Genomic DNA, 25011 nt, shown 5'->3' on the forward strand with positions numbered 1-25011 from the left:
TCATCACGCACCTTTAGCGTTAATTTTCCTCTCATTTGGCGGCAAAGGTAATAATTTATCCCGAAACTCACAAGATTTTCTACATAAAAACTACATAAAACCAACTTTTCCTTACAAAAAAGTTCAATAAACACTAAAAATATGATTTTTCATCCATTTTTCCCTTATAAAACGTCAAGTTATTAGAATAATATAGCTTTTATTTTATATTTTCACAAAAACATTTGGAAGAAATATAAAAAATGCTTATTTTTGCACCGTTTAAAGCGATGTCCCTTCGAAAAGGGTCAGATATAACGAAAAAAATTAGTAGAATACACTTAAAAAATAAGTAATAACAATTAATATAAAAAAAGAGATCTATGGAAAAAAGACTCATGATGTTTATTGCTTGCGTCTTCCTTAATTTGGGAATGGCGTTGGCACAAACTCACGTTTCTGGTGTAGTAACCTCTTCAGAAGACGGTTCACCGATTATCGGTGCATCTGTCAAGATTGTGGGTACTACTTCTGGTACTGTTACCGACATCGATGGTAACTTCACTCTGGATGTTGAAAGCAACAAAGCAGAGCTTGAGTTCAGTTACATCGGTATGGTAACAAAGAAATTAAAGGCATCAGAAAAGATGCAGGTTGTTTTGGATCCTGACACGCAGGTACTGGAGCAGGTAATCGTTACTGGTTATGGTGCTGCCAAGAAGTTGGGATCTGTAGTTGGCGCTATTTCCAACATCGGAGAAAAGAAGTTGGAAACAGTCGTAACCCCAAACTTTACTGATGCTCTTGCTGGTCAGGTATCTGGTTTGTCTGTTCTGTCATCTGCCGGTGACCCTTCACAGTCTGCTCAGATTCGTTTGCGTGGTGTCAACTCTATCGGTTCTTCTAACCAGCCTTTGTTCATTCTCGATGGTTCTCCTATCACCGCAAGTTTCTTCAGCACATTGAACCCATCAGATATTGCCAACATCACCGTGTTGAAGGATGCTGCGTCAACCTCTATCTATGGTTCTCGTGCTGCCAATGGTGTAATTGTTATCACTACCAAGCAGGCTAAGTACAACGAGTCGGTACAACTCACCGTAAAGGCACAGTATGGTATCTCTTCTGCTACCAGCAAGGGTGAGGAGATGATGAACTCTCAACAATATATCCAGTTCCGCGACATGATTGGTCAACCAGTGAGCGATAATATCCGCAACTTGGTGAGCAAGTATGGTATCAGCACCAACTGGCGCGATGAAATGATAGACAATTCGGCTCCAACATCCGACATCAATGCTACATTGCAGGGCGGTGGACAGACCATGAACTATTACGTGTCATTCAACCACCATCAGGAAGATGGTTTGATACAGGATTCAGAGATGCGCCGCAGTGCCCTGGCAGCCCGTATCAACTCTCGCTTGAATAAATTCTTCAAGGTAGGTTTCAGTTCCAACTTCGGTGTACAGGACTACAGCCAGAACAGCCAGTGGGCGGACAATAGCCAGATTTACGTGACCAACCCTCTGGTAGCATCCAAGATGGCTTTGCCTTATGATACACCTTATTATTATAGCTTCGACGAAGCCGGCAATATGGTAAAGGGCAACCGTGCAGAGGCTCTTCTCTATTCGCAGTTCACAATGCCTTGGTTCTACTCTAAGAACACGACACAGGCTAACAAGAACATAACCGTCAACCTTTCTTTGAACGAACAGTTCACTCCAATTGAGGGATTGACATTCACAGCCTTGCAGTCTATGTTCGGCTACGACCTCACTTCCGACAGAACGAGCCTCCCATACGATAAGTTCACCACACCAATGGGACAGGTAGTTAACGCCAGGACAGGTGGTGTGTCAGCAAGCCTCAAGCGCTACTACGCTTACACCTTGACCCACACAGCCGAGTTTCGTCACAACTTCGGTCCTCACTATGTGAACGTCCTCTTAGGCGAGGAGACCCGCATACAGAAGGGCAGAAGCTTCGGCATCCTCACAACCGGTCAGACAGACCCACGCCGCATGACGCTGAACACAGCGACTACCATCTCTCCTGCCGACCAGGTAGATAGCCGTACAAAGGAGGTTGCCAATTCTCTCTTCGGCACAGCAGAATACAACTTCAAGGAGAAGTACTTCGTATATACATCTCTCCGTTTCGATGGCAGCTCTAAGTTTGCGCCTAAGCACCGCTGGGGTACATTCGGCTCTGTAGGCTTGAAATGGAACGCCAAGAAAGAGAACTTCCTGCGCACAGTGAAATGGTTGGACGACCTCACCATCAGTGCCAACTATGGTACTACAGGTAACGACTCTGGTGCCGGCTCTTACGACTTCTACGGACTCTTCGGTTCGGGCAGTAACTACAATGGCGAGGGTTCCATCGACATCACACAGGCAAGCAACGACAAGCTGACCTGGGAGAAGGTGGGTAAACTGAACATCGGCTTGAACATCGGACTCTTCAACCGTGTCACAGTAGATGCCAACTTCTATCGCAACAAGACCACCGACATGCTGATGGAGATTCCTTACTCTATGACTACAGGTTTCACATCCGGTATGGGTAACATCGGTTCAATGGTCAACAAGGGATTCGAGGCAACCGTCAACGTGGACTTGATCAAGACCAAGGACATGAGCTGGACAGTATCAGCCAACATCGGCTACAACAAGAACGAAATCACAGAGTTGTTCGCTGGTCGCAACGAATACGAGCTTACCAGCACTGGTCTGAAACTGGAGGTAGGTCATGCCTTAGGTGAGTTCTACAAGGTGCGCTATGCAGGCGTAGATTCTCGTACAGGAGAGCCTATGTGGTACGACAAGAACGGCAACATCACCAAGGTGTATGACGAGACCAACAACTCCGTATTCCTGGGCAAGAACCGTTACGCCCCATGGCTTGGTGGTTTTGGTACCAACTTCACATGGAAGGGCTTCAGCGTCATCGCTGACTTTGCTTGGCAATCGGGCAAGTACATGATGGTAAACGACGACTACTTCACCAAGAACGCCAATCAGGGTACCACCTACAACCAGTGTGTAGATATGCTGAACGTATGGACCACACCTGGACAGGTGACAGACATTCCAGCCTACGGCTACGAAATCTACCTGGACAGCCATACCATAAGCAACGCATCGTTCCTGCGCATGAAGACGCTGACCCTTCAGTATCAGTTGCCTAAGAAATGGATGCAGGCTGTACACTACATCAAGGACATCAGAGTATTTGGTATAGCTCGCAACCTCTTTACCATCACTCCATTCGACGGATATGACCCTGAGCCAGACAAGAATGTCGTTCAGTTCAACTATCCAAACACCCGCCAGTTCGTGATTGGTGCAGAGTTAACATTCTAAATAAAAGTATTATCAGAAAAGAATTATGAAGAAGATATATTTTTCATTGATGCTTCTGTGTGCGATGGCGTTCACATCTTGTAGTATGGACCAGGCCCCATACGGTTCTCTGGACGACCAGACTGCCATCGAAAAGGAGAAGGATCTTCGCCAGTTCCGCAATTCTCTCTATGCCAGCATGAGAGGAGTAACATCGGGCACCTGGCTTTACTTGTCCGACATCCAGATGGACGAGTTCCATGGCTTGATCAGCAATGGTAACCGCATTGGTACATTCTCCAATGGTACCATCACCATATCAGATGGTGACATTTCCAACAAGTGGAGTGGCTGTTACTCTACCATAGCCACCGCCAATGCCATTATGGACCACGCCGCCAGCATGACGGCAAGCGACGCTTTCAGCGCAAACGACAAGGTGGCTTTCGCCCATTATGCAGCAGAAGCCCACTTCGTGCGCGCCTACCTATACTTCTGGTTGGCAGACCATTTCTGCCAGTCATATACTCAGTGCGACCCAAGCAAGGCTGCAAGCGGACTTCCTTTGTCAACCAAATACAACCCTACGGGTAACCTCGCCGACTATCCAAGCCGCTCTACCCTGGATGAGACCTTCGCCCTCATAGAGGAAGATATGCAGAAGGCTTATGAAGGACTGGCGGCCTATGAGAAGTCGGGGGTGACAGTAGAAAAAGAGGAAAGTCAGCCTTTGGCTTACATCCATTCCCTGACCGTAAGAGCACTTCAAGCTCGCGTTGCCCTGGTGAAGGGCGACTGGGAAAACGCAGCCAAGTATGCCGAGGCTGTCATCAACAGTGGCAAGTACAAACTCACCACCATCAAGGACTATGCCAAGCTATGGACCAACGACGAAGGTACGGAAATCATCTTCCGTCCCAACATGACTCCTACAGAACTTGGCGGCTGCAACGCCACTCCTTTCGTAAGCGAGTCGGAGACCAAAGCGGATTACATTCCTACCTATGGCACACTTGACCTCTTGTGGATGAACGAGGGTGACATTCGTGCCGAAGTATTCTTGAAACTCTACGAGAACCTTCAGGTGGAAGGTAGCAACTATGAGGCATACGTGTTCAACAAGTTCCCTGGTAACTCAGAACTTCGCACCAGCAGCAACAACAACCTCATGAATATGAGCAAGCCATTCCGTCTCTCTGAGATGTACCTCATCGCCGCAGAGGCAGAAGCAAGGCTGAACCACATGGAGGATGCCAATAAATATCTCAACACATTCCTCAACAATCGTATCGTGGACTATGAGCCTCAGACCTATTCTGAGCCAACCACATTCCTCAAGGTTGTAGAAGAGGAGCGTGAGCGTGAGTTCATCGGCGAAGGCATGCGTATGAGCGACATCCGCCGCTATGGAAAGGGCTTCAAGCGTGTGTCACTCCACGAGGAGAACGAGACGCTGGACAAAATCATCGTGAAGCAGGGTAAGGCGATACAATATAAAGCCAACGACTATCGCCTCACCTGGCCTATTCCAAAGGCCGAGCTGGATGCCAACCCAATTCTGAAGGGACAGCAGAACCCAGGTTATTAATCAAACGAAGTAATAAACAAGAATTCATTCGGATATGAAATACATCAAATTATTCATGTTGCTGGCCGTAGTCGCTTTCTTCGGTGCCTGCTCCAGCGACGATGACTCATGGAACACGGCTTCCGACGTGACCGTAAGCATGGAGAATGCCACCATGAACATCAAGGAGAGCCAGGGACTGACCAATGTGCCTATCAAGGTGACTGGCAAGACCAATGGCAATGTGTATGTCACTGTAGAGGTGAAAGAGGTGGGCAGCAACCCTGCTAAGGAAGACGTACATTATTATATTACAGACAAGACCATCAACATCTCCGACAGCACGGCACACATCGAAGTAGAGCCTGTAGATGATGAGGAAATCAACGAAGATCGTACTTTCGAGATTACCATCGTCTCTGCCAAGGGTGCAAAGATAGGCAACGCTACCACGATGGTCTCCCTGAAGGACAACGATGCCAACATCTACGAGAAGTTGCAGGGCAAATGGGTACTCACAGGCGTAAGCTATACCGGCGAGACCATGACTTCCGTAGTGAAGATCATTGGTGCAAGCAATGAAGACGAGGGCGACTACAACAACACCCTGTACATGACAGGCATGGCCATGAGTTCTTCAACCGCAAGACTGTCTTACCACTACGATGCGGCAACCAAGCAGGGCTATGTGGCATTCGACAACCTGATGAAGTACAACTTCATCGAGGACTTCGACGCTGGCAACGGAATCGGAAAGGTCAACATCCTGTTGAGTAACCTCGAAAACGGCAAGCTCACCACTACACCTATCAAGGGTACATGGTCTGACGATTGCAAGGAGATTACCTTCGAGGAAGGCAAATATCTGTTTGCTTATGCTTTAATCAGCGGCCAGTATGCCGAGTTCTTCCGCGTGACGAACATCAAGTTGACCAGAGCGAAGTAAAGTTAGAGATAAAACAACAATTAACAATTACGTTTTATGAAGAAGAAACTGCTATTCATCTTGTCCATGTTAATGGTTGGTACTACTATCCATGCAGTACCTGCCAAGCGTGGCATATGGAAGACATTTACGCTGAAGACTGGACAGACTGTCCAGGTTCAGCTATGTGGCGATGAGTTCCTCCACTTCTGGGAGGACAAGGATGGCAACCGCTATTCTTACGACACATCCGATGGACTGAAGCCTGCCAACATGGCTCAGCTACGGACTCGCGCCCAAGTGATGCGCCAGCAGGCTTGCCCTGACAACATCATTAAGAAGAACCTCCTTGCTGGTGCCAATGGAAGCACAAGCCTCACAAGAGGCGTTTCTTACACCGGCAAAAAGAAGTGTCTCATCCTGCTGGCTCAGTTCTCCGACAAGAAGTTCACCATGGACGACCCTAAGGCATTCTACAACCGTGTAGCCAACGAGCCAGGGTTCAGCGAGGGTAATTTCAAGGGTAGCGTGGCCGACTACTTCAAGGCACAGAGCAACGGCAAGTTTGAGATGAACTTCGACGTAATGGGTCCTTATACCCTCGGCGAGCAAGCTTTTTATGGCAAGAACGAAGGAGGCCAACAGGACGTGAACGTACAGGCGATGATCTCTGGATGTCTAGGCAAGGCTGCCGCAGAAGGCATCGACTTCTCTCCATACGACTGGGATGGAGACGGAGAGATGGAGATGGTATTCGTGGTCTATGCCGGACGTGGCGAGGCTACTGGCGGAGGTGACAACACCATCTGGCCACACAAGGGAAGAATGACAAGCCCAGTGAAGTGCGGCAACAAGACGTTGACAAACTATGCATGTTCCAACGAGCTATCTACATCCAACGAGGTGGACGGTATCGGTACCATCTGCCATGAGTTCTCTCATTGCTTCGGCTATCCTGATGCATACGATGTAAACTACACTGGCCTGTATGGTATGGGAACCTGGGATTTGATGTGCCAGGGCAACTACAATGGCAACGGCTTTACTCCTGCCGGATATACAGCTTACGAGAAGTATGCCGCAGGTTGGATTACCCCTATCGAGTTAAAGGAGAATACTTCAGTATCAGGCATGAAACCCCTTGCAGAGGGCGGCGATGCTTACATCTTCAAGAATCCAAACAATTCTGACGAGTATTACTTGATAGAGAACAGACAGCAGAAAGGTTGGGACGCAGGACTTGCAGGATCGGGCATCATCATCAACCACATCGACTACAACCTGAAGGCTTGGAATTACAATATTCCAAACTCCATGATGGCTGGTATCAACGACCATGAGCGTATCACCCTCATCCCTGCTGACAACATAAAGAGCGACAAGAATGAAGAGAACGACCCTTGGCCTTACGGCAACAAGAATCGTCTGGCTAACAACACCACCCCTGCCTGCAACACGTACAATCTGAACACCGACGGCACCAAGTTGATGAACATCATCCTCTCGGATATGGCTATCGCTGCTGACGGCACAGCCTCTTTCAGTTTCCAGAACTTGAACAAGAACAACGTGGAGCAGAACTACATCTTCCAGGAAACATTTGACAAGTGCCTGGGTACAGGTGGCAACGATGACAAGGGCTTCTATATAATCGGCAACACCAACCAATTTGCCAACGGTGCATTCTCACCAGACAAGAACGGCTGGACATCTAATGTGCAGACCTTCAAGGGAGGCTTCCAGTGTGCCCGTGTAGGCAAGCGAAGAGCCACCAACATCACCTTCACCTCTCCTGAGATCAAGATCAATGGCAATGTAACTCTTACATTCAAGGCTGCCCCTTACGATCTGTCAAGCAAGACAATGACCGTAACTGTCAACAACGGAACAGTAGAGACTGCAACTTTCAAGCTGGAGCCAAACAAATGGAACGAGTGTTCTACCAAGATTACAGCCAACGGAAGAGTAAAGATTACCTTTGCATCAGACGCATTCTTTATCGATGAGGTCTACGTGGCTGAAGGCTCAACATCGGGCATCAGCAACATCGTGCTTTCCGATAAGCAAGTAAAGGCTTACTACAATGTCCTTGGCGAAAAGAGCAATGTTCCTTTCGAAGGTCTCAACATCGTGACCTTTACAGATGGAACCGCAAAGAAGGTTTACGTTAAGAAATAAGTTAAGTGGGTGCGGTGTCTCACTGCACCCATCAAGAATAACAATTTAAGACAAAAAGAAAAATGAGAAATATTTACTTGATGACAGCAGCCCTTGCCATGATGGCAATGACTGCCAATGCCCAGAGCATGAAGCACATCAACATGAATGCTTCCTCCCAGAATTGGGCAAAGACCTCTGCTCCACAAAAGGTTGAGAATTCAACCAAGAAAGTAGCTACAAGAGCAGGTTCTGACATCGCCGACAACCAGCGATACATCAACTACAGCTATGACGAGAGCTATGTATGGCCAGCTACATTCCCAGCAGATACACAAGGAGCTATATCTTTGGGTACACTTTTCTATAGCGATGCATTCAAGAAATTCGAGGGTTGCAAGATTGTAGGTGCCCGCTTCTATGTCAACATTCCTATCGGCGCAAGCAAGGTGGGTGTCTGCCACGTGAAGATAGAGAACGGTACTCCTTATGTAGGCGACATCCTGGCATCAAAGGAAGTACCTTCAACCGTAGCACACTGGAACTACGTTTGGTTTGACGAGCCTTATAAGATTGACACCAAGACCTTCGACGGTTTGTTGCCATACTACGATTTCACACCAAGCAACATGAGTGCAGATGCAGGCTACCCTATCGCCTCTTCAGGTACCTACGCAGGAACATGCGGTGCTTTGGCTTTTGGTGACATTGATGGTAAGCACGACCCAAACAGTTGGGCATGGCAGCCTATCTACCTTGGAACTGACGGTTCTAATCTCATGATTCAGCTCATCATCGAGAAGGAAGACGGCAACTTCATCATCCACGACTTGGTAATGGACAAGATAGCCATGTCACCATTTGTGAAAAACGACACTAAGACAGGCGTAGCCTTCACTTGCCACAATGACGGACGTGACAACATCACAAACGTAAAATTCGGCATTGAGGTGGATGGCGAGAAAATGGGTACTTTCACATACGACAAAGATAATGTCGGTGACAATTTCAGAGAGATCACCAATGCCGACTATTCCAATATTCCAGTAGGACTTCCTATCAACAAGGATTGGGCTATTGGCGAACATGAGGTAACAGTATATCCTGTACTGGTAGAAGGAAAAGAACCAGAGGGCGACTTGACCAACGATAAGTTGACCACCAAGTTCAAGGTATATAAGGACAACTTCGACCGTACCAAGAACCTGGTAGAGTTCTACGCATGCCAGATGTCAAAATACACCTTCTTTGCAGACGCGGTACTCACCAAGACAGCCAAGGCTCGTGAAGACGACGACCTTGCTATCGTTTCTATCCACGGAGAAAGCCAGCAGGTAAATGAAGATGGTTCTGTAGAAACATTATCAGATGAATTCACAGTGCCAGAGGCTAACAAGTTGGCTTACTACTCTACTCCATCAGATGGTTCCGGTGCCTTCAACAGATACTTCTACGATAATGACGTGATTAATTACGAGAAGGCTTTGACAGTGAACATGGCTGCTCAGGATGCAAGCGACCAGGATAATGTTGCTAGCATGCTCAACACAATCATCAACGAGTCTGCAGCATATTATCCATCATTCTCTACCGTAGGTATCGATTCTAAACTTGATGACGCAACAGGCAAGTTGAGTATCAAGGTAATGGGTAAGCTCATCAACCAATACCAGCAGCTGATTGGTGATGATGCCCGCCTCACAGTTTATCTTACAGAGGATAAGGTAATCGGCAAGCAGAACACTGGTGGTTCTATTGCAAAGCCTAGGTTCACCCACAACTACGTATTGCGCAAGATTGTGACTGGTACACTCGGTGATGCTCTCCAGACCAACGGCAACAGCTACGAGAACGACTATGAGGTTGAGCTTGATGATGCTTGGAAGAGCCAGAACATGCATATCATTGCGTTTGTAAGCCGTCCTATGAAAGAGACAGAGAAGGATGGCAAGACTGCTCTTGCATCTGCCATGAACGATTTGTGGGTAGATAACACCAACATGGTAGCAGTTGGCGACAGTGACCTTACCGGCATTTCTAACGTTATCAACTGGAACGAGGTGAAAGAGGTAGGTCGTTACACCATCGATGGTCAGAAATTGAATGCTCCAACAAAGGGTATCAACCTCGTGAAGCTTTCAAATGGCCAGACCATCAAGGTTGTTGTGAAGTAATATGAAGTTGTATGAAATCATATGAAGTAATATGAAATCATAAAATGAACTATATGAAGTCATAAAATGATAAAGCTCCCTTGGCATTTCTTAGTCAAGGGAGCTTATTTTTTATAGATGCCATTCTACTTCACACTACACATTTGAAATGAAGCTTACTTCATCGTCAAATGAAGCCTATTTCAATGACCAATGAAGCCTGCTTCGATAGCAAACTAAGTTTTTTTGCTATATACACGTTCTTTATATTACTTTTAACCTACTTTACCATATTCACGGAACAAAAAAAGAGTGCACTGTAACAAACAATGCACTCTTTTTTTATTATCTCAATTCCTAATTCAGGAAATATTATCTGATAAACAGCAGCTCACGATACTTTGGCAAGGTCCAAAGCTCATCAGCTACGAGAAGCTCGAGCTTGTCTATCTGATAACGGATCTCCTCCATCTTTGGAGCTACCGTGTCGTGATATGCTACTGCCTTCTCGCGCTCGCTCTCTATCTTGTTGGCTACCTTGCGGGCATCTACCAATGCCTCTACACCACGCTCTATTGCCTCGGTGCGCTCGGCTATCTCACGGATAATCTTCACATTGCGGGCAGTCAACTTCTTGCCTTCCTCGCCACCGAAGATGTGAATCATGCCCTCTACATTCTTTGCCAGACGGCTCTGATAGTGGGTTGCCACTGGGATGATGTGGTTCATGCTCAGGTCGCCCATCACACGAGCCTCAATCTGAATCTTCTTGGTATAGGTTTCCCACTTCACCTCGTTGCGCGCCTTCAACTCGCTCTCGCTCATCACGTTGGTCTTGGCAAACATCTCGATGCTTTCCTTATCCAGATAGCGGTCGAAGACCACTGGGCAGGAAGCCTCGCAGTCGAGTCCACGCTTCTGAGCCTCTTCCTTCCACTCATCAGAATAGCCGTTGCCATCGAAGCGGATAGGCTTGCAAGTCTTGATATCCTCGCGTACAATATCTATAATAGCAGAAGTCTGATCCTCACCCTTGGCAATAAGTGCATCCACACGGGTCTTGAATTCTTCGAGAGCCTCAGCCACAGCTGCATTCAGCACGATAAGAGATGATGCACAGTTGGCCTCACTACCCACAGCACGGAACTCAAAGCGATTGCCGGTAAAAGCAAAAGGTGAAGTACGGTTGCGGTCGGTGTTATCAATCATCAGCTCTGGAATCTCAGGAATATCCAGTTCCATTCCCTTCTTGCCTGCCAATGCAAAGAGTTCCTCCTTATCTGCCTTTTCTATATGGTCTAAGAGATCAGTGAGCTGCTTGCCCAAGAAAGAGGAGATGATGGCAGGTGGAGCTTCGTTGGCACCCAGTCGATGGGCATTGGTTGCACTCATAATAGAAGCCTTCAGCAGACCGTTGTGCTTATACACACCCATCAGGGTTTCCACGATGAACACTACAAATCGGAGGTTATCCTCAGGAGTTTTGCCTGCCGCATGAAGCAGAACACCAGTATCAGTGCAGAGGCTCCAGTTGTTGTGCTTACCCGAACCATTGACGCCAGCGAATGGCTTCTCGTGCAAGAGAACACGGAAACTGTGCTTATGTGCCACACGCTTCATCAAACTCATCAGGAGCATATTGTGATCTACAGCAAGATTGCACTCCTCATAGATAGGCGCCAACTCAAACTGGTTAGGAGCCACCTCATTATGGCGGGTCTTACAAGGAATACCGAGTTCGAGTGCCTGGATTTCCAGATCCTTCATGAAAGCCTGCACACGCTCAGGGATGGTTCCGAAATAATGGTCATCCATCTGCTGATTCTTGGCAGAATCGTGTCCCATCAGCGTACGTCCGGTGAGCATCAGGTCAGGGCGGGCAGAATAGAGACTTTCATCCACGAGGAAATATTCCTGTTCCCATCCCAAGTTGGTCTGCACCTTCTTCACCTGAGGATAGAAGTAATGACACACTTCGGTAGCTGCCTCACTCAGTGTATGGAGCGAACGGAGCAGTGGAGCCTTATAATCGAGGGCCTCACCTGTATAAGAAATAAAAATGGTAGGGATACAGAGCGTATCATCGATGATAAAGACTGGCGAAGTTGGGTCCCAGGCAGAATAACCTCTGGCCTCGAAAGTGTTGCGAATTCCGCCATTAGGGAACGAACTGGCATCAGGCTCCTGCTGCACAAGCAACTTGCCTGAGAATTCCTCAATCATACCACCCTTGCCGTCGTGCTCCACAAAAGCATCATGCTTCTCTGCAGTACCCTCGGTAAGAGGCTGAAACCAGTGCGTATAATGAGTTACCCCGTTTTCTTCTGCCCAAAGCTTCATGCCCGCAGCCACAGCATCAGCGATGGAACGATCCAGACGATTACCATTATCAATCACATCGATGAGTTTCTCGTAAACATCAGATGGGAGATACTTGTACATCTTCTGGCGGTTGAATACATACTTGGCGAAGTATTCCGAAGGGCGAACCTTGGGAGCTTCCACCTCTACAGGTCTTTTCTTAAAGGCCTCGGCTACAACCTCAAATCTCAAATTAGCCATTCTTTTATCGTATTTATAAGTTTGCGGGTGCAAAGTTAGTAATTTTTTGGCAAAACACTAACATTTTGCTCACATTTTATGCAAATTTCAAACTTATATCAAATAAAATCACATCTTTATATATATTAGACAACCTTATCTGAATAAAATGAGACGATGAAACTATATATAATAAGGTAATGATACACTATATATTATAAGGTGACAAATTTGAATAGGAAAATAAGCATTTTAGAGTTACATATTTTTCCCCATTTTCTTCTTTTTTTCTCCTAAAAAAGAATTAAAAAACGCCTTTTTACTCAATATTGCGGTATAAGGTAGAATAATGGGGAAAAATATGTAATGGAATTCCCTCTTTTTTTATTAACTTTGCACCGACAATAAAAGAATGATGAACAACAGACTAACAAGTTATCAGCTGCAAGACTTTGCAGAAGAAGACGGCAATTCGGTTTTTTCCGACCCGGATTATGTAGTAGCATCTCCCCTGCTGCTATTTCCCGACGAAGAAGAAAGCATCAAGGTCAATTTCCTGATGATGCTCTTCTGTCTGGACGGCAATCTGTGCCTGAATTTCGACGACCGCAAGATAGAACTCTTTGCCGGCGACCTGCTGCTTGTTCCTCCCAACGTCATCGTTCACAGCATCCGCAAGAGCGAGAGGTGCCTCATCACGATGGTAGGCTATTCCCTCTCGGCAGTACGCCGCCTGCTGACGAGCAACCGAGATGCATGGATTATGTTCAATGCTCTCAACCAGAAACCGTTGATATCTTACAACCAGAAGATTATCCACAATTTCATCAGTACGTTCGTCAACATTCTGCGTTTCCGCAGCAATCGGCACGACCACTACTGCAACGAACTGAAGGAAAGTCTGATGGCGAGTATCTTCTTCTATGTAATCAACGACATTCATGTGCCTGCCTACGACAACGTGATTACCACGCAGCACAGGCACAGTGCCGACAGGATTTTTCTGGAGTTCTCCAATGCCCTGGCAGTTGACAACGGTTGCCATCGCACCGTGGCCTATTATGCTGACAAGCAATGCGTGAGTCCGAAATATCTCTCAAAGATTGTCAAGCAGTACACAGGAAAGCCTGCCATCGGCATCATCCTGGAACATGCAGTAGATAAGATCAGGGCTGAGTTGAAATACACCGATATTCCCATCAAGGAAGTAGCCGAAAGGTTCGGGTTCGACGACTATGCCTCGTTCTGCAAATTCGTGAAGACCCACATCGGATGCAGTCCGCAGAACTGCCGGAACAGCTGACAGAATCGTACAGGAACAACTGAAAGGGAACTATCAGAAAGGCTGAAAAGGTCTGACAGAAAGACTATCGGTTTCATTGCTGCGACAAAATTAGAATTGATTCAACAAAAATAAATCAGTTAAATAAATACATTATTTATAGTTAAAAACAAATCATTAATACTAACGACTATGCGCGTAATTATTGAAAAAAATTATGATGAGCTGTCACGTTGGGCAGCCAATCACGTAGTAGAGACAATCAACAAGTTCGCTCCAACAGCAGAGCGTCCATTCGTACTTGGTTTGCCAACCGGTTCATCCCCAATGGGTATGTATGCAGCGCTCGTAGAGGCTGTCAAGGAAGGCAAGGTATCATTCAAGCACGTCATTACTTTCAACATGGATGAATACGTGGGTTTGCCAGAGTCTCATCCAGAGAGCTACCACTCATTCATGGCAAAGAATCTGTTCGATCACATTGATTGCCCTAAGGAGAACATCAACATTCTCAATGGTAATGCAGAAGACCTCGAAGCTGAGTGCGAGCGCTACGAGCAGAAGATCAAGGCTGCAGGCGGTATCGACCTCTTCATCGGCGGCATTGGTCCTGACGGCCACATCGCCTTCAATGAGCCTTACTCTTCCCTCACCTCACGCACTCGTGTGAAGACTCTCACCACCGACACCCGCATCGCCAACTCACGCTTCTTCGGCAACGATCCTGAGGCTGTTCCTGCTTTGGCTCTTACCGTAGGTGTAGGCACCGTGATGGACGCAAGAGAGGTGATGATTCTCTGCAATGGCCACAACAAGGCACAGGCTCTCCACGCTGCCATCGAAGGTCCTGTTACACAGGCTTGGACCATCAGCGCACTCCAGCTCCACAAGCACGGCATCATCATCTGTGATGAAATGGCTACAGACGAGTTGAAAGTGGGAACCTACCGCTACTTCAAGGATATCGAGAAGAACAATATCTAAAAGACCCCTCGACCGAGAAAATTCCAACAGACCGAGAGAAAATTCCAACATTATCAATATATTACATTACATAAATATATTACGTTATGAGATTAAATCTTAGTTCACAAATCGTACTCAACAAGGTACCTGTGGAATTCTACAAGCCTAAGACGACCGTGGAATACTCCGAAATATCCCGCATGGAGAAAATTCATACCGATATCTTCGCATCTGTAAGCGAAGGCTGTAGTCATATTGCCGACTGCATTGAGAAGGGCATTAAGGCTGCCCAGCACGAAGGCAAGTACTACGTGATGGCATTGGGCACAGGCCTCTCTATCAATCCCGTATATGATGAATTGGTAAGCCGCTACGAGAAGAAGAAGCTGAGTTTCCGCAATGTTGTAGTATTCAATGCCTATGAGTATTACCCACTCCGCAAGGACAGTTCTATCCGCAGCATCAACCAGCTCAAGGAGCATTTCCTCGACCACGTGGATATTGCAGAACAGAATATCTTCACCCTCGATGGCAGCATCGCACAGGAGGCTGTACAGGACACCTGCCGCCTCTATGAGCAGCGCATCAAGACCTTCGGTGGTCTCGACGTTGCCATCCTCGGCATCGGCCGCATGGGTAATATCGCAGCCAACGAACCGGGGTCAAGCATCCAGTCGCTCACCCGTATCATCCTCATCGGCAACATGTCACGCGAGGAGATGGAAAACAGCTTCAAGACCAAGGAGCAGGTTCCTCCATGTTCACTCACAATGGGTGTTGGCACTCTCCTGACAGCCAAGACCGTATTCCTGACAGCATGGGGCGACGAAAAGTCTGAGATTATGCAGAAGGTGATAGAGGGCAACATCACAGATACCCTGCCTGCTACTTTCCTGCAGACTCACCCAGACGCACAGGTGGTATTGGATTTGAGTGCAGCTGCCCATCTTACCCGTATTGAGCACCCTTGGTTGGTTTCATCATGCGAATGGACAGACAAGCTGGTACGTTCTGCACTGGTTTGGCTCTGCCAGAAGATCGACAAACCAATCCTGAAGCTTACCAACAAGGACTACAACGAGAATGGTCTGAGCGAGCTGTTGGCTCTCTATGGTTCTGCATACAATGCTAATATCAAGATTTTCAACGACTTGCAGCATACGATCACCGGTTGGCCTGGTGGTAAACCAGACGCTGACGATACCTATCGTCCAGAGCGTGCCAAACCATATCCAAAGCGTGTCGTAGTGTTTTCTCCACACCCAGACGATGACGTTATCTCTATGGGCGGAACCATCCGCCGTCTGGTTCAGCAGCACCACGACGTGCATCTGGCTTACGAGACATCCGGCAACATCGCAGTAGGTGATGAGGAAGTAACACGCTTCATGCACTTCATCAATGGTTTCAATCAGCTCTTTGCAGAATCCAAGGACAGCATCATCGCCAACAAGTACAAGGAGATCAAGACATTCTTTGCCAACAAGAAGGAGGGCGACTTCGATACAAGAGACATTCTTACCATCAAGGGTCTTATCCGTCGTGGCGAGGCACGTATTGCTTGTACCTATAATGAGATCCCGCTGGATCATGTCCACTTCCTCGACCTTCCATTCTATGAGAGCGGTAAGATAGAAAAACTCCCTATGACCGAGAAGGACGTAGCAGTAGTAAGACAGTTGCTGCAGGAGGTGAAGCCTCATCAGATCTATGTAGCTGGCGACTTGGCAGACCCTCATGGCACACACCGCAAGTGTACTGACGCCGTACTCGCAGCCATCGACCTCGAGAAGGAGGCTGGCGCAGAGTGGCTGAAGGATTGCCGCATCTGGATGTATCGTGGAGCATGGGCAGAATGGGAGATTGAGAACATCGAGATGTGTGTTCCATTGAGCCCAGAGGAATTGCGTGCTAAGCGTAATTCTATCCTGAAGCACCAGTCTCAGATGGAAAGTGCTCCTTTCCTCGGCAATGACGACCGTCTCTTCTGGCAGCGTGCGGAAGACAGAAACCGCGCTACAGCCCAGTTGTATGATAACTTGGGTCTTGCTTGCTATGAGGCGATGGAAGCATTCGTAGAATATAAACCTTTATAATCTGATTCAGATTCCATAACTGAATATATCTTAAGAGCCCTCAGCTGAATTTCAGCTGGGGGCTCTATTTTTAGGCACTGATTACGAGGTTCTTTTGGGATTGGTGAAGAGTTTCGCAGTGTCATGTAATCCCCCTGCTGTCTTTCGGAAAAATCGGACAACTTTCTCTGGTGTAACACGAACTTTTCCTCATGTAGCATTTTCGTATATTTCCCTCTTTATGTAACATTAGCGAAAGTTATTGTTATATTATAGAAATATAAATCATCGGAAAAGTTGTAATTTTGCATCGCATTTTCAGAGTAAATCTGGAATTAAAACAACGCTAAAATTATAAAATCTTAAGTACCATTGTCCCCCGCGAATATAAAATCATCACATTTGGGAACATATACGTTTAATCATTTTGGAATCACCATTGTTTGTATTGATGTTTCTTTGTAAAAATTTATGTTATGAAAAAATTATGTTTAATTTTAACTGTATTGTATGCTATTTGGGCTAATTGTAGCGCTCAATCACTTAACATCGCTAGAAATCTGCTGGAAGGTAATAGTTCGACGTTTGATTCTGGTTGGGGCAGCTGGGAAGAACAGGGAAACTGTTGCGGTAGATCCTTAAAGCCAATCGGCGGTCCTGATGGCTCGCAGTGTGCTCGTCTTACTCCTAAACAGGCTTCAAATGACTGGGATGCACAGTTGAAATACAATTTTGCTGCTACACAAGGAACAACTTACGTTTTTCGCTTAAAAGCAAAAAAAGTCAGTGGAGACGGCAAAATCAAGGCGATTATGCAGCACAATACCGGATCTTACGAACAGATAGCATTTTTTGAAAAAAATGTAACAGGTAGTTGGGCTACTTATGAAGGTGAGGTAACTGCCGACCGTACAGACTATAACGTCATCGTGATTAACTATGGTAAGTGTGGCGAGGTGCTGATTGATGATATTGAGTTTGGTGTAAAGACCGATAACGTAGCACGCACTATAAATGTCGATGGCAAAACCCGTGAATACTGGCTCTATGTACCTGCTTCTGTGAAAGGACAAGAGAATGTGCCAGTGGTATTCTCTCTCCACGGACGTGGTGGTACAGATGATCCGAAGGATCCTGGAAAGCCCTTATTCACCTCACTCGCCGAGGAGAAAAAATTCATTGTGGTCTATCCTCAAGGACGAGATGCTGAAAAGGATAAAGCAGACTATCCCGGTGACGACTGGAAGGCCGGTTTTGGTGGCACTACCGGTTGGGAAGCCACTGGAAAAGAGAATGCAGATACTAAGTTTATCAAGGCACTTGTGGATAAGATACAGGCTGACTACAAGACAAAGAACGCTTCCAACAGCTATATCTCCGTCGATCCGACGAAGTTCTACCTCTGTGGATTCTCCATGGGCGGCATGATGACATACGCTTGTGCGAAAGTGCTCAATGGCACATTTGCGGCATACGGTTCATGCAGTGGCTACCCTCTCAATGAGTTTCACATGAACCTCGCTACGGAAAACCCTATTCCGTTTATCCATCTGCATGGCAATAGTGATCAAATACTTGGCATCAAGCATCTCAACACCATCATAGAAAACCTTCTGTTCCGCAATGGATGCGGCCTCTCAAATCAGGTTAGTAATAAGGACTGGGCTACGACCAGAGAGAATGGTGAAGAGCATAAATTCAAGAGATATGATTTCACAGGTGTGAATGGAGTGCCTGTCACCACTGTCACATTTGATGGACTTTGGCATAATGTGGAAGCGAGCGCACCTGCTTATCTTTGGAATTTCTTCAAAGACAAGACCACAGATATGTATAAGTCTGACATAGAGTGGAAATGGGATATGCCAGCGATAAACAAGAATATTACCAACAGCTCAAGCCCCTCTTACTACGGTTGGAAGCATGAGGTAAATGACAATAACTGGTCGCTGACTTACGGTGGAGGAGGCTATACTAAGTGTTCAATCCATAATTGTACCAGTGCTGATCCAAATTGTAACGGCAATCATAATGTCTATAATTCCATCCAGCTCACTCCAGGAAAGCACACCCTTTATGCTCAGATGGCGAGCACGAAAGGAGTATCATCAGTGACATTGCGAAATATCCTCACAGGTGCAGAGACCGTTGCACGAAAGGTAGATGACAATAGTGGCACCACGGAAACTCGAACTTACAATGTGCTGTATGAGTTTGAAGTAGGAGAGGGCGCGGAGTTTTCTCTTGAGCTCAAGTTTTCAGATCCCAACAGTGCCTGCACCCTGCTTGAAATCCATAAAGGATCCTACAGACCAGATGGCGTAAAGGATGAGAGCCAGGATAATGCCTCCATCAACCTCGATGACGGTAAATTGGCTGAGTTGACATTCGAAAAGGATGAAAATGATGGTGTCGATATATATCCTACAACAGAAAAATATATACAAGACGGTAAAGAAAAATACAATGTCGCAAACGAATCAGATAATAAAAATATGAAACACTATCTGATCAGCCGACTTGGCATCCAAGATGGCAAGATTGTCAATAAGGATAAGTATATCGTGAAGGATGCTGTTTTCGGACATTATTTCCAGAATATCCCTGATGCAGATATCTATGACAGATATGGCGCGTCAGACTATATGCGTGTAGTATTGGGTGAGAAGAATTCCCTTTCTGGCCATGACGGTATACCTGGAATACAAACCACAGGAAAGGTGACAATAGGATTCTGGGTAAATGGAGATTTAGCAGTCAATCGCGGACTGGCTTATGACGAGCCGTCAATGTTCTATATTGCAGGAGATACGTATAATGGACCGAATCCAGATCAAAATAACGGAATATATAATCCTCATATGTTTAATATCACCTGCAGTGGTGGACTTACCGGCTATATGAGAGTGAATGATACTACATTCGATTATAATAGCGGTACAAGCAGTTTTGGCGAGTTGTGTGACACAAAGTCCAACACGGATTTCTACAACAAGAATTTCTATAAGGACTGCAACTGGCATTACATCACTTACCAGAAGTATGACAACCTGTCACGATTTAATATGTATGTAGATGGAGAACCGACATGTTTGGGTGGCTATGCCACGCATAATGCCAGCTCGCTGGAAGGGTGTATCAAAGGACTGAAAAGCATAGTGCTCGGTGGCGCCAATGCCAACAATGTGGAATTCGGCTATGACGTGGCGTTTGCCTATGACGACATCGTAATCTATAATCGTGTGCTGTCAAAGCGTGAGATCAATGAGATTATCAAGAAGAAGAACTATTCACCGTCAGTTTGGCATTTCGATCGAAATCTGGAAAACAACATTTTCTTCAATCCTGATTTGCTGAACAAGAACATGTGGGCTTCATCCAATGGCGTTTATACGCTCAATACCAATTTCTCCTCAGCAGCAGCATTGACCTATGATGGAATCACTGAGATACCTGCTTTCAAGGGCTTGCGGTTTGTCACTAATGGTAAAAAGATACAGATAGATGCAAAGAACGGTGCTCTCCATCTTTCACAGGGCGTCAAGGTGGTGTTCTCCAATCTGGTAGAGGGTACGTATGTGAGGATGGAATACAAGAACAAGAAAGATGATAATGTGAATTGGAATAATGCTGAGTTAAAGAATGTAACTATTCCTTCGCCAAGTCAGGATTGTGATAGAATATTGTTCAAGGTTGGTGGTACAACATCTGGAGAAAACAGCATTACTATGCCATCTGACATAGACATAATCCGAATGGAAGCCACTAACAAGAATTTCGCACAGATAAAGTTTGTGGATAATTCGAATAATAATAATGTGGTTAGTGTGGTGAAGAATCCTACTAAAGAGTCACTTCCATGTAAGGCCCTGTATGTCAATGGAGTACACACTGATGATACGAGTTATAAATTCAAGTATACGAGTTCTTCTCCTCATGTGGCTTCCATTGACGCTACAGGAAACGTCACTTTGCATGGCATAGCCGGCAGCACTGTGATAACGGCAGAGCTCATCAATGACGAGAATAAGTATGATTGTGACATCTATGACCAGTATGCCTTTGAGCCATCAAATCGTATCTTCTCATCCTATGAGATTGTAGTGGAGCCAAAGGAAGGTACATTCTGCAAGGTGGCTGATGATCAGGGTTACACGGTCGGTCAGACATTGTATAATGATGACAAGACAGTCGGAGTGACACTCGGAGGATGGACTTATAATAATGGTACTTATTATGGTAATACAGACTCATATTCGAAAAAAGAATTATGGAAAGGACATAAATTCGAGAAGAATGCTGACCGAAATGGTTACCTTACTAATAGCCGTCAGACGGAAGAAGATGTATTCCATGAATTCTTCAATGATGCCAAAGCGACGTTCTCCACAAATGGCAGTTATGCGGCGAAGAGCGAGCAACTGAAGGGGGATGACAATACAACAGGCAACTATTCTGCCCCGACAAACAACAACTCTGTTGCCAACGAGACACCTTGGCTCTTGCCTTGCCGTGGTTCGCACATCAAGATAGAGCCTACAGATGCAGGATTGATCTCTGTCTATGTGATGCAGGAGGGCTGTGTCAGTCACGATAACGAAGATGAGCCTATCGACGTTACAGTCAAGAAGGTATATGTGGCTGATGAGAAAGGCGAGATAGTCAAAGAAGTGGTGGCGGACACCAAGAGTAAGGTGGCAGCGCAGATGTGGAAAGATGATGGACGCGCCAGAGCCGAGTATCGCTGGGGCGATCCAAAGTTCGCTTATAATACAGCAACAATGAACTCCTTCACTAACAACATCAAAGAATTTGATGACAAATGGTCATTCCTCGACAACTGGCCTAATCCGGGTATGCAGCAGCACGTCTTCAAACTTGGCAAAGATGAAGATGGACATGTGCTGATCACTAAGGGCATTGTCAGATATACATTCAATGTGCTTCCTGGCAAGACCTATTACATCTTCTCAAATACGGCAAAGCTCGGACTGGCAGGCTTTACATTCGAGAAAGGCATACATGCTAAATATCATAAGGTGAAACCAGACGCTAAGCATGATGAATGGAGGGCAACAGGTGAAATTGTTGACGCTTCAAAAGTCAAAGATGTCGTGCTTGAGGATGGAAAAGACTATTCTGCGCCTACTGATGCAAAGAATGCGAATGTCAAACTTAATCGCACGTTCTACAAGAACTATTGGAATGCCATCTGTCTGCCTTATTCCATCAATAGGAGACAGATAGAGGAGGTCTTCGGCGACGGAACCATGGTGGTGCTGATGAAAAACATCGACACTTCCAACAAGAAAGTGATGTTTATCGAGCATGCCAATCAGGACATCATCGCCGGTTATCCTTATCTTATTTTCCCTACCAATAAGGCAGATAATGATAAGACAGACCATTCAGTCATCAATAGCATAACAACCCGCGCCACATTCGGTGAGGCTGACAGTCCGCTTTTTAGTGTAGGAACTGATGGAAATACATATCCTGTTGCAAAGTCAATGCAGAGCGATGCACTCGTCTTTAAGGGTACATTCACTAATACTACGCTTAATGAAGGATCTTACGTAGTGACGAATAAGGGTGTTCTCTCACGTATTCCTAAAGATGGAATGAAGATAAAACCTTACCGATCTTACATCTATTTTAATAGGGAAACTGCTGGCGCAAAGGCGATTTCGCTACAAAATATGAATGTAAACGGTTTTGAGAATGATGAAGACAATACTACAGGCATTGAAAATCTGCTCTTTGAGAGTGGTATCCTTACTCATTCTGCTGATGTCTATTCCATAGATGGACAGTTGGTTCGTAGTAAAGCTCTTAATTTTAACGGACTGCCTAAAGGCGTTTATATAGTTAATGGTAAGAAATATGTAAAGAAATAATTGTTACAAAGATGAAAAAAGATTATATTATTCCGACAATCTTCTTTATAAAATATGAAGAAGAGTCAAAACTACTCTCTAACAGTCTCCAAGGTGATGCTAACAGCACGTTTGCAGCTCCTGATGCTCCGCACAATTCGATGGATGGTAGTACAGATTTAAGTACTGATAACACAGGAAGCGTATCAGAGGGTGATTATGCCAAAAAGACTGATTGGTTCTTTGATGACAATGCTTTCTCTGACTTCTGATAGGATTCAGACTTGAATGAAAACAGAAAACCTGTCTTGCATCTCAGCACATTCGTAGCGCGAAAGAGCCACGCCGCGAATGTTCTGAGTAGCAAGACAGTTTTTTTTGCAAAAGATATAGATATGTAGATTCTAACTTAAAAGTGTACCACCCAACTATAGGGAGAAAAGTATGTAATGGAGTATCTATCCGCCAAGTCTGGTGGTGAACACCGACGAGTTGCAAGAGGACTTCATACGCCAGAGTTACCCTTCTGCAACGATGCCATGACGAAGAGCCAGACAGACGAGTTTTATGCCAATCCTAAATCGAGTATTACGGCGAGACGGTTCATAAACAAACACGAACTGATCACGTCAATATAAAGACCAGGGCCATCAAATAAAGTTAGTAATAACTAAGGCTCACCCAATAAAAACGGGATGGTTCGATTGGAACCATCCCGTTTTCATTGTCTATATGAATGCTTCAACTGCTTGGATTGTCATAGACTAAAATATCGCCTTTTGGATGGAAACTTTTTATAGTATAAGTCAATTTTTTGATTACTATATTAGATAACGTAACAAAGGGCTAAAGATGTTGATGCGCAATATCGAACACATATTGCAGACGGGATTCTGCGTTATTATCACCCATTGATATTTTTTGTGTTAAATTCGTAAAAAATACTTGGAAGATAACAGAGAAATAATTACCTTTGCATTAATTAATGTAAGAATGAGTTTTATGCATATACTGAATGAACAGACACGAGAAACATTAAGTCGGAAGTTAGGAAAAACTTACGATGAGATATTGCAGATGAGTGCGGAAGAGTTAGATGCACTTGTCGAGGCTCGTATTGGCAAAAAACTCACCCCTGCATTCTCTCTCAAAAACATGGTTAGTAGAGGGTCTGTCTATTTATTTTTCAAACGTTTAGTTTCAAAAAATGATATAGATAAACGTTTAGCACGAATTTAAAATGGATAATAGCAAGCAAATTATAGCTTTATATGACGACTACAATACGATTATCAAACCGCTTATTGCAGAAGTAGAAGCGAGAACAGAACAGTTCCCGTTACCATTATTTAATGAAATACGTGCATTGCATGACCATATTGCTCGATGCTATTTTAAAGATATAACTTCAGAGCAAAGAAATGCCGAAATACATAAAGCAGAACGTCATGTGCTTAGAATTATACTTGACTGCTATAAGTGTTTGAACTTATCTATTCACGATTCGGTTTTATTATTTGAAAAACAAACAAGACATGTGGATTTGACGGTGCTACAAAACGGCACTTTTTATCCAAAATATAAATCTCTACGCTCTGATGCAGTAAGAGCTGTACGTAAAGCTAAGATTTTAGAAAGTATCAATACTAACGAAGCGTTAGATATTTATCAGCAGGCCTACAATAAATATAGCGAATTGGAACTTCTCATGGATACAACAGCTCCCGATGTTCACTGGGCTCGTGTACATTTTACTGTAAGACGTGCATTACAAGTCTTCCTATGGATTTTAAGTGCTGTTGCATCAGGAATCATCTCCATAGTATTGGCTGATTTATTCTAAAGTTATTGATATGAGTACAATTATAAAAACAAAATCCGCAGTCAAACTTTCTGATGATGATTCCTTTAAGAAGATAATCATAATGCGCGATGACATAAAACCATATCATGACAACAATGGATTTTATATTGTCGGGTTAATGGATTTCTTGCTAAAGCCGGATTTGATGGAACAATTATAGAAATCGGAGATCAAAGATTTCGATGACGCAGTATCGAACACATATTGCAGACGGGATTCTGCGCTTTTTGAAACAGAAACAAATCTATATAACAGAAGTGTTCTATATGCATATTC

The 25011-nt window shown here is 45.2% G+C and carries 13 protein-coding genes; 12 read left to right on the top strand and 1 reads right to left on the bottom strand.

The features are described 5' to 3' along the window. The first annotated feature begins 362 nt into the window (after positions 1 to 362). The 5 genes from KUA50_RS11040 (at position 363) to KUA50_RS11060 (ending at position 10152) form a co-directional block, all read left to right on the top strand. Complete coding sequence (locus tag KUA50_RS11040) at positions 363 to 3350, top strand: SusC/RagA family TonB-linked outer membrane protein (RefSeq protein WP_218456110.1); 2988 nt, start codon at positions 363 to 365, stop codon at positions 3348 to 3350. 25 nt (positions 3351 to 3375) lie between these two features. Beyond that, positions 3376 to 4917 carry a RagB/SusD family nutrient uptake outer membrane protein gene (locus KUA50_RS11045; RefSeq protein ID WP_218456109.1) on the top strand — a complete coding sequence of 514 codons (1542 nt, stop codon included), beginning with the start codon at positions 3376 to 3378 and terminating at the stop codon, positions 4915 to 4917. Positions 4918 to 4951: 34 nt separating this feature from the next. Beyond that, positions 4952 to 5842: a Calx-beta domain-containing protein gene (locus tag KUA50_RS11050; RefSeq protein WP_218456108.1), complete on the top strand. Its 891-nt coding sequence runs from the start codon at positions 4952 to 4954 to the stop codon at positions 5840 to 5842. 36 nt (positions 5843 to 5878) lie between these two features. Beyond that, positions 5879 to 7999 (top strand): M6 family metalloprotease domain-containing protein, encoded by a 2121-nt coding sequence (locus KUA50_RS11055; protein WP_218456107.1) that lies wholly within the window; start codon positions 5879 to 5881, stop codon positions 7997 to 7999. 62 nt (positions 8000 to 8061) lie between these two features. Next, positions 8062 to 10152: an Omp28-related outer membrane protein gene (locus tag KUA50_RS11060; protein WP_218456106.1), complete on the top strand. Its 2091-nt coding sequence runs from the start codon at positions 8062 to 8064 to the stop codon at positions 10150 to 10152. Between the two features lie 351 nt (positions 10153 to 10503). Here KUA50_RS11060 and KUA50_RS11065 read toward each other — a convergent pair whose 3' ends face one another. After that, positions 10504 to 12693: a glutamine synthetase III gene (locus KUA50_RS11065; RefSeq protein WP_218456105.1), complete on the bottom strand. Its 2190-nt coding sequence runs from the start codon at positions 12691 to 12693 to the stop codon at positions 10504 to 10506. Positions 12694 to 13084: 391 nt separating this feature from the next. Here KUA50_RS11065 and KUA50_RS11070 point away from each other — a divergent pair, with 391 nt between their 5' ends. The 7 genes from KUA50_RS11070 to KUA50_RS11100 all read left to right on the top strand — a co-directional run bounded on the left by KUA50_RS11070 (position 13085) and on the right by KUA50_RS11100 (position 24714). After that, the gene (locus KUA50_RS11070; protein ID WP_022111103.1) at positions 13085 to 13975 is read left to right on the top strand and encodes a helix-turn-helix domain-containing protein; all 891 of its coding nucleotides are present in this window, start codon (positions 13085 to 13087) and stop codon (positions 13973 to 13975) included. A gap of 171 nt (positions 13976 to 14146) precedes the next feature. Then, positions 14147 to 14938 (top strand): glucosamine-6-phosphate deaminase, encoded by a 792-nt coding sequence (nagB, locus tag KUA50_RS11075; protein ID WP_218456104.1) that lies wholly within the window; start codon positions 14147 to 14149, stop codon positions 14936 to 14938. A gap of 86 nt (positions 14939 to 15024) precedes the next feature. After that, positions 15025 to 17016 carry a glucosamine-6-phosphate deaminase gene (locus tag KUA50_RS11080; RefSeq protein WP_218456103.1) on the top strand — a complete coding sequence of 664 codons (1992 nt, stop codon included), beginning with the start codon at positions 15025 to 15027 and terminating at the stop codon, positions 17014 to 17016. 455 nt (positions 17017 to 17471) lie between these two features. Further along, positions 17472 to 22892: a carbohydrate binding domain-containing protein gene (locus tag KUA50_RS11085; protein WP_218456102.1), complete on the top strand. Its 5421-nt coding sequence runs from the start codon at positions 17472 to 17474 to the stop codon at positions 22890 to 22892. An 11-nt stretch (positions 22893 to 22903) separates the two neighbouring features. After that, complete coding sequence (locus KUA50_RS11090) at positions 22904 to 23143, top strand: hypothetical protein (protein WP_218456101.1); 240 nt, start codon at positions 22904 to 22906, stop codon at positions 23141 to 23143. Between the two features lie 673 nt (positions 23144 to 23816). Beyond that, on the top strand, positions 23817 to 24110 hold the full coding sequence (locus KUA50_RS11095) for a hypothetical protein (protein ID WP_218456100.1): 294 nt from the start codon (positions 23817 to 23819) through the stop codon (positions 24108 to 24110). A gap of 1 nt (position 24111) precedes the next feature. After that, on the top strand, positions 24112 to 24714 hold the full coding sequence (locus KUA50_RS11100; RefSeq protein WP_218456099.1) for a hypothetical protein: 603 nt from the start codon (positions 24112 to 24114) through the stop codon (positions 24712 to 24714). The last annotated feature ends 297 nt before the right edge of the window (positions 24715 to 25011 follow it).

Origin of the sequence: Segatella hominis (assembly GCF_019249725.2) — a bacterium.
In the GTDB taxonomy this organism is placed as follows: Bacteria; Bacteroidota; Bacteroidia; order Bacteroidales; family Bacteroidaceae; genus Prevotella.

Coding starts and splice junctions, on each gene's coding strand:
- KUA50_RS11040 (WP_218456110.1), top strand. CDS start 363: ATGGAAAAAAGACTCATGATGTTTATTGCTTGCGTCTTCCTTAATTTG.
- KUA50_RS11045 (WP_218456109.1), top strand. CDS start 3,376: ATGAAGAAGATATATTTTTCATTGATGCTTCTGTGTGCGATGGCGTTC.
- KUA50_RS11050 (WP_218456108.1), top strand. CDS start 4,952: ATGAAATACATCAAATTATTCATGTTGCTGGCCGTAGTCGCTTTCTTC.
- KUA50_RS11055 (WP_218456107.1), top strand. CDS start 5,879: ATGAAGAAGAAACTGCTATTCATCTTGTCCATGTTAATGGTTGGTACT.
- KUA50_RS11060 (WP_218456106.1), top strand. CDS start 8,062: ATGAGAAATATTTACTTGATGACAGCAGCCCTTGCCATGATGGCAATG.
- KUA50_RS11065 (WP_218456105.1), bottom strand. CDS start 12,693: ATGGCTAATTTGAGATTTGAGGTTGTAGCCGAGGCCTTTAAGAAAAGA.
- KUA50_RS11070 (WP_022111103.1), top strand. CDS start 13,085: ATGATGAACAACAGACTAACAAGTTATCAGCTGCAAGACTTTGCAGAA.
- nagB (WP_218456104.1), top strand. CDS start 14,147: ATGCGCGTAATTATTGAAAAAAATTATGATGAGCTGTCACGTTGGGCA.
- KUA50_RS11080 (WP_218456103.1), top strand. CDS start 15,025: ATGAGATTAAATCTTAGTTCACAAATCGTACTCAACAAGGTACCTGTG.
- KUA50_RS11085 (WP_218456102.1), top strand. CDS start 17,472: ATGAAAAAATTATGTTTAATTTTAACTGTATTGTATGCTATTTGGGCT.
- KUA50_RS11090 (WP_218456101.1), top strand. CDS start 22,904: ATGAAAAAAGATTATATTATTCCGACAATCTTCTTTATAAAATATGAA.
- KUA50_RS11100 (WP_218456099.1), top strand. CDS start 24,112: ATGGATAATAGCAAGCAAATTATAGCTTTATATGACGACTACAATACG.